The 14237-nt window shown below is 69.2% G+C and carries 14 protein-coding genes; 3 read left to right on the plus strand and 11 right to left on the minus strand.

What is annotated here, in order from left to right; genetic code table 11:
• Nucleotides 1-2 precede the first annotated feature (2 nt).
• The 3 genes from KXR53_RS01930 to KXR53_RS01940 form a co-directional block, all read right to left on the minus strand.
• A complete protein-coding gene (locus tag KXR53_RS01930; protein ID WP_437372869.1) occupies nucleotides 3-239 on the minus strand; it encodes a hypothetical protein in 237 nt (78 codons plus the stop codon).
• A gap of 67 nt (nucleotides 240-306) precedes the next feature.
• On the minus strand, nucleotides 307-588 hold the full coding sequence (locus tag KXR53_RS01935; RefSeq protein ID WP_437372871.1) for a hypothetical protein: 282 nt from the start codon (nucleotides 586-588) through the stop codon (nucleotides 307-309).
• A gap of 16 nt (nucleotides 589-604) precedes the next feature.
• The gene (locus KXR53_RS01940; RefSeq protein WP_437372873.1) at nucleotides 605-1693 is read right to left on the minus strand and encodes a molybdopterin-dependent oxidoreductase; all 1089 of its coding nucleotides are present in this window, start codon (nucleotides 1691-1693) and stop codon (nucleotides 605-607) included.
• Between the two features lie 302 nt (nucleotides 1694-1995).
• On the opposite strand from KXR53_RS01940, the gene KXR53_RS01945 reads away from it, so the two are divergent.
• On the plus strand, nucleotides 1996-2223 hold the full coding sequence (locus KXR53_RS01945) for a hypothetical protein (RefSeq protein WP_437372875.1): 228 nt from the start codon (nucleotides 1996-1998) through the stop codon (nucleotides 2221-2223).
• 63 nt (nucleotides 2224-2286) lie between these two features.
• Here the strand turns inward: KXR53_RS01945 and katG are convergent, their stop codons facing one another.
• The 5 genes from katG to trmFO form a co-directional block, all read right to left on the minus strand.
• On the minus strand, nucleotides 2287-4467 hold the full coding sequence (gene katG, locus KXR53_RS01950; protein WP_437372877.1) for a catalase/peroxidase HPI: 2181 nt from the start codon (nucleotides 4465-4467) through the stop codon (nucleotides 2287-2289).
• A gap of 186 nt (nucleotides 4468-4653) precedes the next feature.
• Nucleotides 4654-5382 (minus strand): MipA/OmpV family protein, encoded by a 729-nt coding sequence (locus KXR53_RS01955; RefSeq protein WP_437372879.1) that lies wholly within the window; start codon nucleotides 5380-5382, stop codon nucleotides 4654-4656.
• A 204-nt stretch (nucleotides 5383-5586) separates the two neighbouring features.
• Nucleotides 5587-6996 (minus strand): ATP-binding protein, encoded by a 1410-nt coding sequence (locus tag KXR53_RS01960; RefSeq protein ID WP_437372881.1) that lies wholly within the window; start codon nucleotides 6994-6996, stop codon nucleotides 5587-5589.
• On the minus strand, nucleotides 6996-7730 hold the full coding sequence (locus KXR53_RS01965) for a response regulator (RefSeq protein ID WP_437372883.1): 735 nt from the start codon (nucleotides 7728-7730) through the stop codon (nucleotides 6996-6998). The genes KXR53_RS01960 and KXR53_RS01965 overlap by 1 nt, the downstream gene beginning before the upstream one ends.
• A gap of 102 nt (nucleotides 7731-7832) precedes the next feature.
• Nucleotides 7833-9206, minus strand: coding sequence for a methylenetetrahydrofolate--tRNA-(uracil(54)-C(5))-methyltransferase (FADH(2)-oxidizing) TrmFO (gene trmFO / locus KXR53_RS01970; RefSeq protein ID WP_437372885.1), 1374 nt, complete (start codon nucleotides 9204-9206; stop codon nucleotides 7833-7835).
• A 132-nt stretch (nucleotides 9207-9338) separates the two neighbouring features.
• Here trmFO and KXR53_RS01975 point away from each other — a divergent pair, with 132 nt between their 5' ends.
• Together KXR53_RS01975 and KXR53_RS01980 are read left to right on the plus strand one after the other, a co-directional pair.
• Nucleotides 9339-10235: a hypothetical protein gene (locus tag KXR53_RS01975; protein ID WP_437372886.1), complete on the plus strand. Its 897-nt coding sequence runs from the start codon at nucleotides 9339-9341 to the stop codon at nucleotides 10233-10235.
• Between the two features lie 54 nt (nucleotides 10236-10289).
• Nucleotides 10290-11063, plus strand: a complete 774-nt coding sequence (locus KXR53_RS01980) for a cyclase family protein (RefSeq protein ID WP_437372888.1) — start codon at nucleotides 10290-10292, stop codon at nucleotides 11061-11063.
• A gap of 1 nt (nucleotide 11064) precedes the next feature.
• Here the strand turns inward: KXR53_RS01980 and KXR53_RS01985 are convergent, their stop codons facing one another.
• The 3 genes from KXR53_RS01985 to hutH are packed head-to-tail and all read right to left on the minus strand — an operon-like array spanning nucleotide 11065 to nucleotide 14236.
• A complete protein-coding gene (locus KXR53_RS01985; protein ID WP_437372890.1) occupies nucleotides 11065-11910 on the minus strand; it encodes an aminoglycoside phosphotransferase family protein in 846 nt (281 codons plus the stop codon).
• The gene (gene hutG, locus KXR53_RS01990) at nucleotides 11907-12695 is read right to left on the minus strand and encodes an N-formylglutamate deformylase (RefSeq protein WP_437372891.1); all 789 of its coding nucleotides are present in this window, start codon (nucleotides 12693-12695) and stop codon (nucleotides 11907-11909) included. Before hutG ends, KXR53_RS01985 begins: the two co-directional genes overlap by 4 nt.
• Nucleotides 12695-14236, minus strand: coding sequence for a histidine ammonia-lyase (gene hutH, locus KXR53_RS01995; RefSeq protein ID WP_437372893.1), 1542 nt, complete (start codon nucleotides 14234-14236; stop codon nucleotides 12695-12697). The genes hutG and hutH overlap by 1 nt, the downstream gene beginning before the upstream one ends.
• Nucleotide 14237: the final 1 nt, after the last annotated feature.

Consider the following 14237-nt stretch of genomic DNA (forward strand, 5'->3'; position numbering starts at 1 on the left):
GCTCACGCCGGCCACAGCCGTCGGGCCTGGCGCTCCGCGGCCTCGCGCTGCTCCTCCTGCCGCTGCTGACGCAGCTTGGCCTTGAGGGCGACGGCGCGGCGAATGCCGAGGAAGAGGCGGTTGAAGCCGGCTTCGGCCTTCCCGGCGCGGTCGAGATCGCCGGCCTGGATGGCGGCGAGTCCCCGCGCCTGGAAGGCCCGGGCCAGCTCCAGGCTGAGCTCGGCCATCAGGGACACCATCTCGGTGTCCCGGGCGGCCTCGTCCGACGCCGGTGGGGCGGCGGCGGGCGTCTCGGCTCGAGCGCTCCTACTGTGGGCCGCAATTTGCCGTCAGGTACTCTACAATCGCCGCGGCATCGGCTTCCGCAATCGGCGCGCCGAACCGGTCGACCATCTTCTTGACCGTCGCTTCCCATTTTGCCCTGTCAAGAAAGGGCGAATTCATCTGGATGTAGTCCAGGCTGTGGCACGCGGCGCAGTTCGCCTCGACCACGTCACGGCCGGAGCCGTCCTTCAGCACGATCTGCTCTTCGCCGGCCATCACCGGCGGGGCGAGGAGCGCGGCGATCAGCAGGATCAGTGCACGCATGGCCTCCTCCTCATCATCACGCCGCGACGATCGCGATCTTCTGAACGGCGTTGTGATGGTAGCCGGCCGGATTGAAGATCGGTGTGACAGGCTGGCTCGCGCCGATCCCGTTGGTTGCCTTGACCATGAGCGCGTGTGTGCCGGCGGTTGGTGCGAACCGGTAGCTCCACGGCCGGAATGAGAATCGCCCGAAATCCTCGCCGAGCGCCGCCGGCCGCCAGCTTTCGCCGCCATCGGTCGAGACCTCGACGGTCTGGATGCCATAGCCGCCGTCCCAGGCGATGCCCTTTACTTCAACGGGCTGGCCAGCCGCGACCTTCGTATTGTCGGTGAGATTGGTGATGAGCGAATTCACCACCATCTCGGTGATCGGTGTGTTGGCGTCGGTCTCCTGCGAGAGGAAGCGGTCGACCAACGCGAATTTGCTCTTCGGAATACGATAGGCCGGATTCATCCAGTAGCCGCCTTGCGGCTCGGCCCGGACGTCGATCGAGGTGAGGTGCTTCACCCAGTAGGTCCCGGTCCAGCCCGGCACGACGACCCTGAGCGGATAGCCATTCCAATGCGGCAGCGGCTCGCCGTTCATCTCCCAGGCAAGCAGGGTGTTCTCGTCGAGCGCGCGCCAGATCGGTATACTCTTGATGAAGTCCGGCGTCTTCTCGACGACGGCCCTGTCGGCGCCGTCGAAGGCGACCTCGATCGCCTCCTTCTTTACGCCAGCCTTTTCGAGCACGTCCTTGAGCCGCACACCCTTCCAGCGCGCATTCCCCATCGCGCCATAGCCCCACTCGACGCCTTGCACATGCGGGTTCGAGAGCCCGCGGCGGTTGCCGGAGCATTGGTTGACCGCGACAAGCTCGATCTGCTCGAAGTCGCTCTGCAAATTCTGGAGGGTGTATTCGACACGGCCTTCCGCAGCGTCGCCCCCGACCGCGAGCTTCCAGGTCGATACGTCGACCTCGGGAATGTCGGCAAGATGGTAGCGCACGAAGAAGGCGTCGTTCGGCGTCAGCAGCTCGCTGAAATACTCGAGCGGCGTTTCGTAATTGGGCGGCCGATAGCTGAGCTTGATCAGCGGCTTCTTGCCCGGAAGGGCGTCAAGCACCGCGCTCGCGGCGGCGCCCGCCGGAATGCCCTGCTGTCACTGGGGTGCCCGCCGCCCATGCGATCCGTGGCAGGCCGAGACCGGCGCCGAGCGCTGCCGATCCGAGCACCAGGGCGCCGTCCTTCGCGCGCCCCAACACTTCGCGTCTGCTTAACACATCTCGTTCCCTCCCCTTGATGGCGAGAGCCAGACGGCCGCGACACCGGAGAGACGCATGACGGTCGGGACGGATCGTATCACGCTTCGCGATCGCCTCAAGCCTGGCAGGGCACTCCGCTTTCGCTCGCATTCCGCAGGGTGCTGTGGATCTCCGCGTCCGGGTGCTCGTCTCCGATGATGGCCGTGGCGGGCCGCAACGGTCGATCAGCGCCGAACGGACTGACAGCCGCCCGGCCGGCCTGACCCTCAAACCCGTTCTGGTAGCGCCTCCTGAGAACGCGATCGTCGGCGGCCGGCTCGGAATCGCTCCGAGTTTCCAGCTCACGAAAGGATCGCGCCAGTTGCGCAGCGGCGATTATGATCGTGCGTGAAAATTGTTTCCGCGTTCACGGAGCGGATCCCCGGCGTCGACCGCCGGGGATCCGCCGCCGAGATCAGGCGAGATCGAAGCGGTCGAGGTTCATCACCTTGACCCATGCCGCCACGAAGTCCTTCACGAACTTCTCCTGCGAGTCGGCGCTGCCATAGACCTCGGCCAGCGCCCGCAGCTGCGAATGCGACCCGAAGATCAGGTCGACCCGGGTGCCGGTCCACTTGACCTCTTCCGTCTTCCGGTCCCGGCCCTGGAACATGCTCTCGGCGTCCGAGGACGGCCGCCACTGCGTGCCCATGTCGAGCAGGTTGACGAAGAAGTCGTTGGTCAGCGCGCCCGGCCGCTGGGTGAAGACGCCATGCGGGGAGTTCCCAGCATTGGCGCCCAGCACGCGCAGGCCGCCGACGAGGACCGTCATCTCCGGCGCCGTCAGCGTCAGCAGCTGCGCCCGGTCGACCAGCATCTCCTCAGGCGTCAGGGCCACCAGCGTCTCGCCGAGATAGTTGCGGAACCCGTCGACCTTCGGCTCGAGCGGCGCGAAGGAGGCGACGTCGGTCTGCTCCTGCGACGCATCGGTGCGGCCCGGGGTGAAGGGCACCTGCACGTCCTGCCCGGCGTCCTTCGCGGCCTTCTCGACCGCAGCGCCGCCGGCGAGGACGATCAGGTCGGCCAACGAGATCTTCTTGCCGCCGGCCGCCGAGGCGTTGAACTCCTGCTGGATCGCTTCCAGCTTGGAGAGCACCGTCGCCAGCTGGTCCGGCTGGTTGACCGCCCAGTCCTTCTGCGGCGCCAGGCGGATGCGGGCGCCATTGGCGCCGCCGCGCTTGTCGGAGCCGCGGAAGGTCGACGCCGACGCCCAGGCGGTGGAGACGAGCTGGGCGACGGAGAGGCCGGAGGCCAGCACCTTCGCCTTCAGCGCGGCGATGTCCGACGCATCGACCAGCGGATGGTCGACCTCGGGGACCGGGTCCTGCCAGATCAGCGTCTCGTCCGGCACGAGCGGGCCGAGATAGCGCACCTTCGGCCCCATGTCGCGATGGGTCAGCTTGTACCAGGCGCGGGCGAAGGCGTCGGCGAATTCCTCCGGATGCTCGAGGAAGCGCCGCGAGATCTTCTCATAGGCCGGGTCGAAGCGCAGCGACAGGTCGGTGGTCAGCATCGCCGGCGCGTGCCGCTTCGATGGGTCGTGCGCATCCGGGATCGTGCCGGCGCCGGCGCCGTCCTTCGGCTTCCACTGATGCGCGCCGGCCGGGCTCTTGGTCAGCTCCCATTCGTACTGGAACAGGTTCTTGAAGAACTCGTTGCTCCACTTCGTCGGCGTCGAGGTCCAGGTCACCTCCAGGCCGCTGGTGATCGCGTCGCCCGCGTGGCCAGTGCCGTGGGTGCTCCGCCAGCCCAGGCCCTGCTCCACGATGTCGGACCCTTCCGGCTCCGGCCCGACCAGGGCCGCGTCGCCGGCGCCGTGGGTCTTGCCGAAGCTGTGGCCGCCGGCGATCAGGGCCACCGTCTCCTCGTCGTTCATCGCCATCCGGCCGAAGGTCTCGCGGATGTCGCGGGCCGCGGCGACGGGGTCCGGGTTGCCGTTCGGGCCTTCCGGATTGACGTAGATCAGGCCCATCTGCACGGCGCCGAGATGGCCTTGCAGCTCGCGGTCGCCGCTGTAGCGCTCATCCGCCAGCCACTTGCCTTCGGGGCCCCAGAAGATGTCCTGGTCGGGCTCCCAGGTGTCCGCGCGCCCGCCGCCGAAGCCGAAGGTCTTGAAGCCCATCGACTCGAGGGCCACGTTGCCGGCGAGGATCATCAGGTCGGCCCAGGAGATCTTCCGGCCGTATTTCTGCTTGATCGGCCACAAGAGCCGGCGCGCCTTGTCGAGATTGCCGTTATCCGGCCAGCTATTGAGCGGCGCGAAGCGCTGCTGGCCCCGCCCGCCTCCGCCACGGCCGTCGCCGATGCGGTAGGTGCCGGCGCTGTGCCAGGCCATGCGGATGAACAGCCCGCCGTAGTGGCCGAAATCGGCTGGCCACCAATCCTGCGAATCCGTCATCAGGGCGTACAGGTCCTTGATCACGGCGTCGAGATCGAGGCTCTTGAATTCCTTGGCATAATCGAACGACTCGCCCATCGGGTCGGACAGGGCGGAGTGCTGATGGAGCACCTGAAGGTTCAGCTGGTTCGGCCACCAGTCGCGGTTCGTGTACGCGCGGGTCCCACCCGTGACCGGGCACTTGCCTTCGTTGGCCATGTTCCCTCCGATCGCGTTGCGTAGTTTTGACCCGTTCTAAACTACACGAACCTTCGCCCGAGTCACCAACGCTTCGGACGCGGCGATGAAAGATCGCATGGGCGGGATGTCCGTCGGCTCTTGCTAGGTCAGCATCGGTCCGTCACATCAGGCTCAGGCCGGCGTCAGCCGGCCCGGAGGATGACCTCAGAACCGGTAGCCGACCGCGAGCCCGATCGAGGGCTGCACTCCGCTCTCGGTGATCGGGCTGTCCGCCGCGTCGCCGAGCAGGATGCCGACACCGACATTCGCCGTGGTGAACCAGCTGTCGGACAGGTTCCAGGTGAGGCCGACCCGGAAATCGACGCTCTTGAACCCCGCCCCGGCGTCGAAGCGCTCCAGCCCCGACCTCCGGGACTGCGAGGGAGAGACGCCGAAGAAGGTCTGCATGTAATCGTCGTCGGCCCAGGTGGCGGAGAGGCCCGACGACAGCGTCCAGGTCTCGGACAGCGGCACCTTCACCGACACGTCGGGCCGTACCTGCAGACCCTCGCTGCCGCCGAAATCCTTGGCTACGTCGATGCCGAACTGCACCATGCCGACGGAATAGGATGCGAAGACACGGCCGCGCGCGGCCGGGTCGATGTCGCCCAGCCCCTTCAGGTGGTCCTCGTCGTCCTCGTCCCGGCCCGGCGCGAAATTCACCGACAGTCCCAGCCGGAGCGTCTCCGTCCGCACGACATTGACGCCCAGCCCGTGTTCCATGTCGAGGAAGACCCGGTCCCTCCAGTTGATCGCGACGAAGGGCCCCGGCGACACCGAGAACTTGTCGGAACCTTCGTAGCTGAGCGCGACCCGGGCGCCGGCGCCGAGCACGAAGGTCCAGTCGCCGCCGGGACTGGCGGCCTCCGGGGCGGGAGCGTCCTCCGGCGGCACGATGATTACGTCTTGGGCCTCTGCACGTATGCTGATCGCGACAAGGAACAAGCAGGCACCGGTCAGGACGAGCGGCGCGCAAGTTCTGACTCGACAGATATTTCGTGGCGACGAGGAGACGGCAGTCGACAGTGACACTGACATTCGGTTCATCCCGAGGCTCGATTGAGCTGCGAGAATAGAAGCCGGCAGAACAGGTCGGTTTTAAGTTATGTTAAGAGATGTTGCGGGATTTCCGGCGGTCATCGGCGACTCATAGATCGGGTCCCGGCCGGAGATCGTATCGGCTGCAGGAAGCGACATCCGGACGATCAGGCCGTGCGGCACATGGTCGAGCAGCTCGATGCGGCCACCATGGCCACGGACGACGTCGCGTGCGATCGACAGGCCCAGCCCGAACCCTCTGCCCGACGTCGCGGGCCGGCTGTCGTCGCCCTTGAAGAAGGGATCGAAGACCTTCTCGCGCAGCCCCGCGGGGATGCCCGGACCATCGTCCGCCACCTCGATCTCCGCCGCGCCGCCGTCGCCGATGCGCAGGCCGACCCGTACCGCCGATCCGTGCTGAACGGCGTTGTCCACGACGTTGCTGACCGCCCGGGCCAGCGCGTTGGGCCGGCAGAACCAGGCCAGGCGCGGCGGCCCGGCATAGGTGACATTGTGCCCGACATCGCCGAATTCGGTGCAGACCGTCTGCAGCAGACTCGTCAGATCGACCCGCGACATCCGCTCTTCGCGGATGCCGGGGTGCAGATACTCCAGGGTCTCGTCGAGCATGCCGCTGATCCGCACGACCTCATGCAGGATGCCGTCCCGCAGCTCCGGGTCATCGATCCGTTCGGCCCGCAGCCGCAGGCGGGTCAGCGGCGTCCGCAGGTCGTGGCTGATCGCGGCTAGCATGCGGGTGCGGTCGTCGATCAGGGCCCGGATGCGGGTGCGCATGTCATTGAGGGCATCGGCCATCTGGCCGATCTCGCGCGGTCCGCGGCGGTCGATCATGCGGGCGTCCTCGGGCGAGCGCCCGAAGGATTCGGCCGCAGCCCCCAGCGCCGACAGCGGCGCGATGATCCAGCGCACCGCGTAGATCGAGAGGAACAGCACGAACACGATCATCGTGACGATGATCAGGACCGTGGGCTTGAGGATGAACCGCCATAGGCCGGCCCAGGTCGGTGTCGGGAACAGCAGGACGAACCGATCGTCGACCTGCACGACGAGACCATGGCCGGCACCGGAAGGAAGGTTGGCACCGCGTGCCTCGATGCCCCAAAGGGTCTTCAGTTGATAGGCGATCAGCTCCGACAGGATCGACGTCGGCCCGCCTTCAGACTGGGCGGCGAATTCCCCTGACGGCATTCGGATGACATCGGCGCCGGCACGCCGGGCGACGTCGAGGATCCCGTTGGCCTCTTCCGGGGTGTCGGCGCTCTGGACGATCTGGGTGATCTTGGCGATTGCAGCCGCCGAAAGGATGACGCCGTCCCGCGCGTCGGGCTCTCTGAAGAACAGGAACAGAACGGTGCCGGTCAGACCGATGCCGAGCAGCATCGAGGCGGCGACGATCCCGGTGATCTGGCTGACGACGCTGCGCGGCAGCAGGCGAGAGAGGTATCGCATCAGGCATGCTCGACGCGTTCGGCGAACATGTAGCCGCCGAGGCGCACGGTCTTGATGTAGCGCGGGTTGTCGGGGTCCGGCTCGATCTTCTGCCGGATGCGGCTGACATGGACGTCGATGCTGCGCTGGACCGGGCTGGCCAGGCCGCTATGCGTCAGCTCGATCAGCTGGTCGCGCGACAGCACCTGGCCGGAGTGCCGGCACAGCGCCGCCAGCAGATCGAACTCGACGCTGGTCATGGCGACCTGGACCCCGTCGGGGTCGTGCAGCTGCCGAGATGCCGGATCGATCCGCCAGCCGGCGAAGCGCAGCGGGCGCATGCGGCCGCCGCCGTTCCCGCCTTGGGCGCGCCGCAGCAGCGCCCGGATGCGCGCCACCAGCTCGCGGGAATCGAACGGCTTGGGCAGGTAGTCGTCGGCCCCGATCTCCAGCCCGATGATCCGGTCGACCGCGTCGCCGCGGGCCGTCACCATGATGATCGGGATTGTCGAGGCGGCCCGGAGCCGACGGCAGATGCTGAGCCCGTCCTCCCCCGGCAGCATGATGTCGAGCACGACGAGATCGACCTCGGCGCGGGCCAGCACCGCGTCCATCCCGGCCGCGACGGTTGCGGCGGAGACGATGAAGCCGCTCTCCGCAAGAACGCCCTGCAGCATCCGGGAGATCTCGAGATCGTCCTCGACAAGGAGCACATGCGGCTGAGCCTCCGGGGGTGCCGCTGCGGAGGTCGACATGGTCTTTCTTGATCCCGCCATGGCCCCATTGTCTCAGCGGGCCGACGAACGAACATCCGTCCAAATATTATTTTTTGTAAACGCCGCTCCGTCGACGCTCTGTCAGGTCGCTGCGCGCCGGCCGAGCCAGAGATCGAGATCGGCCAGCGCCCGCTCGCTGTACAGGCTCTTGCGGTCGCGGCCTTTTACCTTCTTCTGGCCGGGCTGGCGCTCCGGGATCTCGGGGGGCGGGAACAGGCCGAAATTGACGTTCATCGGCTGGAACGTCTCGGCCTCGCCGCCGCCGGTGATGTGGTTCAAGAGGGCGCCGAGAGCGGTGGTCACAGGCGGCGGGATGATGGCCCGGCCCAGCCGCTCCGCCGCCGCCATCCGGCCTGCCAGCAAGCCGATCGCGGCGCTCTCGACATAGCCCTCGACGCCGGTGACCTGGCCGGCGAAGCGCAGCCGCGGCATCGCCTTCAGCCGCAGCACCGGGTCCAGCACCCGCGGGCTGTTGATGAAGGTGTTGCGGTGCAGCCCGCCCAGCCGCGCGAACTCCGCATTCTGCAGGCCCGGGATCATGCGGAACACCCGCACCTGCTCGGCGTATTTCATCTTGGTCTGGAAGCCGACCATGTTGAACAGCGTGCCCAGGGCGTTGTCCTGGCGCAGCTGGACCACGGCCCAGGGCCGGCGGTCGCTGTGCGGGTTGGTCAGGCCAACCGGCTTCATCGGGCCCCAGCGCAGCGTGTCCGGGCCGCGCTCGGCCATCACCTCGATCGGCAGGCAGCCGTCGAAATAGGGCGTGTCCTTCTCCCAGTCCTTGAACTCGGTCTTCGGCGCGGCCAGCAGCTCGCTGATGAAGGCCTCGTACTCCTCCTTCGACATCGGGCAGTTGATGTAGTCCTTGCCGGTGCCGCCCGGGCCGGGCTTGTCGTAGCGCGACTGGAACCAGGCGGTGCCGAAGTCGATCGTGTCGCGGTAGACGATCGGCGCGATGGCATCGAAGAAGGCCAACTCCGCCTCGCCGGTCAGGCCGCGCACCGCCTCGGCCAGGGCCGGGGAGGTGAGGGGGCCGGTGGCGACGATCACGCTGTCCCACTCCTGCGGCGGCAGGCCGGCGACCTCGCCGCGCTCCACCGTCACCAGCGGATGGCCAGCGAGATTGGCGGTGACGCCAGCGGAGAAGCCGTCGCGGTCGACCGCCAGCGCGCCGCCGGCCGGCACCTTGTGGGCATCGGCGTGGCGCATGATCAGCGACCCGCAGCGCCGCATCTCCTCGTGCAGCAGGCCGACGGCGTTGTACATCGCGTCGTCGGAGCGGAAGGAGTTGGAGCAGACCAGCTCGGCGAAGCCGTCGGTCTGGTGCGCCTCGGTCCGCCGCACCGGCCGCATCTCGTGCAGCACCACCGGCACGCCAGCCGAGACCAGCTGCCAGGCGGCTTCGCTGCCGGCCAGGCCGGCGCCGATGACATGGACGGGGGCGGGGGTGCTCATCGAACCAATCTCCTGCGAAGGGCGTGATTGATACGCCCGATCGTTCCGTAGAGGCAACGGGCAGGCGCCTTTGTCATGCCATTCTCCTGCATGTATCTAGGATGTCGGGCGCATGGCGGGAGGGGACGGCGTATGGCTTCGAGATGGGCCTGGATGCTGGCGGCGACGGCGCTGGCGTTTCCGCTCCCGGTCGTGGCGCAGCAGACGCCCGAAGGTGGCACCAACAACTCCTGCATCTTCGCCCATGACGGCGAATGCGACGAGGCCAACGGCACCTGCGCCCCCGGCACCGACAGCGCCGATTGCCGGCCGGAAGCCGTGGTCGAACCGGCGAATGCGTGCCGCTACGCCTTCGACCAGCGCTGCGACGAGCCGGGCAAGGGCTCCGGCCTCTGCGCCGCCGGCACCGACACGGCGGATTGCGCGGCCGCCACGCCCGCGCCGCCTCCAAGCGCGCCGGCCCAGGGGCCTAGCGACGACAGCTGCCCCTTCGCCCGGGACAATGAGTGCGACGAGCCGGGCATCGGCTCGGGCGCCTGCGCCGCAGGCACCGACACCACCGACTGCAAGGCCCGGCGAGGCGATCAGCCGGTTCCGACTGCGCCCGCGACGCCGACCGGACAAGGCGACGACAGCTGCCCCTTCGCCCGCGACGGCGACTGCGACGAGCCGGACATCGGCTCCGGCGCCTGCGCCGCGGGGACCGATGCCACCGACTGCAAGGCGAAAGCAGGCACCGGCCAAGCCCCCGCGGCGCCGGCCGCGCCCTCGGCCGCGGGCGACGACAGCTGCCAGTTCGCCCAGGACGGCGAGTGCGACGAGCCGGGCCGCGGCACCGGCCTCTGCTCCGCCGGGACCGATGCCACGGACTGCTCGGCTGCGGGCGGTGACGCCCCCAGCACCGGCTCGGGGGGCGCCGCAACTCCGGCGGCCTGTCCCTTCACCGGCGACGGCGAATGCGACGAGCCCGGCAAGGGCTCCGGCCTCTGCGCCGCCGGCACCGATGCGGAGGATTGCCGGGGGAAGTGAGCGGCTGGCTAGATTGGCCTCCAATCGAATCGTCAGCTCCTCGCGGAAGGACCCATGCCCAAGCTCATCGACATCTCGATCCCGCTCGAGAACGACGTCCCGGCCGACCCGCCGTTCCAGAAGGTCTCGATCACCTACCGCGCTCATGAGGAGACGGCGCGCGAGGTTGCGTTCGTGTTCCCGGGCCTGCGGCCGGACCAGCTGCCGGAAGGCAAGGGCTGGGCGGAGGAGCGGGTCGCCATCTCCACCCACAACGGCACGCATCTCGACGCGCCCTGGCACTACCACCCGACGATGGATGGCGGGAAGCGCGCCATCACCATCGACGAGGTGCCGCTGGAGTGGTGCTTCCAGCCCGGCGTGAAGCTGGACTTCCGGCACCTGCCGGACGGCCACATCGTGACGCCGGACGAGATCGATGTGGAGCTGGAGCGGATCGGCCACACGCTGAAGCCGCTGGAGATCGTGCTGGTCAACACCAGCGCCGGCACCCGCTACGGCCAGGCGGACTATGTCGACAGCGGCTGCGGCATGGGTCGCGACGCCACGCTGCACCTGCTGCGCCAGGGCATCCGCCTGGTCGGCACCGACGGCTGGAGCTGGGACGCGCCGTTCAGCCACACGGCCAGGCGGTTCCAGGAGACCGGCGACGCCTCGCTGATCTGGGAAGGCCACAAGGCCGGCCGGGAGATCGGCTACTGCCATCTGGAGAAGCTGTACAACCTGGAGGCGCTGCCCGCCACCGGCTTCACCGTCAGCTGCTTCCCGGTGAAGATCCGCGCCGCCTCCGCCGGCTGGACGAGGGCGGTGGCGATCCTGCCGGACTAAGTCAGCCCGGCAGCAGGCTGCGCATCGCCGCGGCGGTCGCGATCGCCGCGGCGACGTCCTCGTCGTCGTCCCCGTCCTCGACATGCCAGAGGGCGGAGAGGACGGCCTGGGCGAAGGCCCAGCGCAGGATGCGCTCCTGCGGCAGACCCAGGCCTTCGGCGAAGAGCCGTACGCGGCGGGTGATCTGCCGGGGATCGTTGTAGAGGTGTTCGGCGCCACCCGGGTTGCGCAGGCTGGCGCCGGTCTCATAGGCCAGCTCGCCGATCACGCCCTTGGGGTCGATCACCAGCCAGCCGCGGTCGCCGCCGTCCAGCACGTTCTCGTGGTGCAGGTCGCCATGCAGCAGGAAACGCCGGCCCTGGGTGGCGCAGAGGTCCCTGTACTCGGCCTCGGCGCGGTCGAGCAGGCCGGCCGGGACCTCGTCATGCGGCTCGCCGGCGCGGTAGCGGGCGAAGGCGCGGCCCCAATCCTCCACCGTCGGCCAGGGGCCGGGCGGCGGGTCGTCCTGGTGCAGATTGGCGATCACGCCGCACAGGACGCGGACGGCCTCGTCGTCGCGGCCGGAGAGCGCGAGCTCGGTCAGCTCCGTCCCCGGCAGGGCCCGTTCCAGCAGCACGGCGTTCTGCTCATGCCCCAGCACCCGCACGGCGCTGCGGCCGCGGTAGTGGGCGAGCATTGCCGGGCCGAGAGCCTCGTCACTGCCCGGCTTCAGCACCTTCAGCACGGCCCGGTGGTCGCCGCGACGGACGAAGGCGACATCGGCGCCGTTGCGCTCGATCAGCTCACCGTCCGCCTCCAGCTCCCAGCGGCCGAGCCACAGCTCGATCGGAGACAGCGCGCTGCTCACGGCTTCCAGCCGAGCATCGACTCCAACACGCGGCGCAGCACCGTTTTCAGTGGCGGCGCCACGTCCGGCCGGTAGGCGAAGGGCGAGTCCTCGTCCATGTAGTGGCGCTGCGCCAGCTCCATCTGCAGCGCGTGCACGTTCCGCTCCGGCTGCCCGTATTGGCGGGTGATGTACCCGCCCTTGAACCGGCCGTCGACGACATGGGTGAAGCTCTCGGCCGTGCGGCAGATCTCGGCGATCCGGTCCTTGAGCGCCGGCGCCGCCGAGGCGCCGCCGTTGCTGCCGAGGTTGAGGTCGGGCAGGAGGCCGTCGAACAGCCGCGGCACCCGCGAGCGGATCGAATGCGCGTCATAGAGCAGGGCGTAGCCGTGCTGCGCGCGGAGCCGCTCCAGCTCCGCCGCCAGAGCGGCGTGGTAGGGCTTCCACACCGTCTCGATCCGTCCGGCGATCTCCGCCGCATCCGGCTCGGCGCCGGGCCGGTACAGCTTCACGCCGTCGAAGCGGATGGTCGGGCACAGGCCGGTGGTGGCCTGGCCGGGATAGAGGCTCTCGTCTCCCGGCGGCCGGTTCAGGTCGATGACGTAGCGCGACTGCACCGCCTGGATGATGCTGACGCCCAGCCCCTCGGCGAAGTCGTAGAGCCGGTCGAGATGCCAGTCAGTGTCCGGCAGGTCCTGCGCCTCCGGCGCCAGGCGGTCGCGGATCGCCTCCGGCACCGCGGTGCCGACATGCGGGATGCTCAGCAGCAGGGGGGCGGTGCCCCGGTGCAGGCGGAAGGCGTCCATCACGCGGCCTCCAGGGTGCTCGGCAGCAGGCCGGGCATATAAGGCAGGAAGGTGCCGGCCCGGACCAGGGCCTTGGCGGCCTCGATGTCCGGGGCGAAGAAGCGGTCGGTTTCCCACGCTTTCACCCGGTTACGGACGGCGGCCATCGCGGCCTCGATCCGCTCGGCGCTGCGCAGCGGGCGGAGGAAGTCGATGCCCTGCGCCGCGGCCAGCAGCTCGACGCCAACGATCGCCGCCGTGTTCTCGGCCATGTCGGCCAGGCGGCGCCCGGCATGGGTCGCCATCGACACATGGTCCTCCTGGTTGGCCGAGGTCGGCAGGCTGTCGACCGAGCTCGGATGCGCCAGGCTCTTGTTCTCGCTGGCCAGGGCGGCCGCGGTGACATGGGCGATCATGAAGCCGGAGTTCACCCCCGGATCGGCCACCAGGAAGGGCGGCAGTCCGGAGAGGTTGGAATCGGTCAGGAGCGCGATGCGCCGCTCCGAGATCGCGCCGATCTCGGCGATCGCCAAGGCCAGGTTGTCGGCGGCGAAGGCCACCGGCTCAGCGTGGAAGTTGCCGCCGGAGATGACGTCGCCCGAGTCCGGGAACACCAGCGGGTTGTCGGAGACGGCATTGGCCTCGATCTCCAGGATCCGCGCGGCGTGGCGGATCTGGTCGAGGCAGGCGCCCATCACCTGCGGCTGACAGCGCAGGGAGTAGGGGTCCTGCACCCGGTCGTCGTTCTCGATATGCGAGGCGCGGATGGCGCTGCCCGCCAGCAGGCCGCGCAGCACTGCCGCCACCTCGATCTGGCCCGGCTGGCCGCGCCATTCGTGGATGCGCGGGTCGAAGGGCGCGTCGGAGGCGCGGGCGGCGTCGACCGACATGGCGCCGGCGACAAGGCCGGCGGCGAACGCCTCCTCGGCCGCGAACAGGCCCATGAGGGCGAGGGCGGTGGAGACCTGGGTGCCGTTCAGCAGGGCCAGGCCCTCCTTCGGCGCCAGGGTCAGCGGCGACAGGCCGATCTGGCGCAGCGCGTCGGCGGCCGGCCAGCGCTTGCCGCGTAGCCGGATCTCGCCTTCGCCGAGCAGCGCCGCCGAGAGATGGGCGAGGGGGGCGAGATCGCCCGAGGCGCCGACCGAGCCCTTGGCCGGGATGCAGGGGTAGGCGCGGGCGTCGAGCAGCGCCTGCAGCGCCTCGATCACCACCCAGCGCACGCCGGAGCGGCCGCGGGCCAGGCCGTTGAGCTTGAGCGCCAGGATCAGCCGGACCGTGGCATCGTCGAGCAGCGGGCCGGTGCCGGTGGCGTGCGACAGCACCAGGTTGGTCTGCAGCTGCTGCAGCCTTTCGGTCGGGATCCGGGTCTGGGCCAGCTTGCCGAAGCCGGTGTTGACGCCGTAGGCGGTGCGGTTCTCGTCGACGATCGCGGCGACGGCGGCGGCGCCGGCCTCGATCTCCGGCCGGCAGGCGGGGTCGAGCCGCACCGCGGCGTCGGTGCGGGCGATGGCGCGGAGCTGCGGCAGCGTCAGCCGGCCGGCGGTGAAGGTGATGTCGGCCATG

It is taken from the genome of Inquilinus limosus (genome assembly GCF_051487185.1).
In the GTDB taxonomy this organism is placed as follows: Bacteria; Pseudomonadota; Alphaproteobacteria; order DSM-16000; family Inquilinaceae; genus Inquilinus; species Inquilinus limosus_F.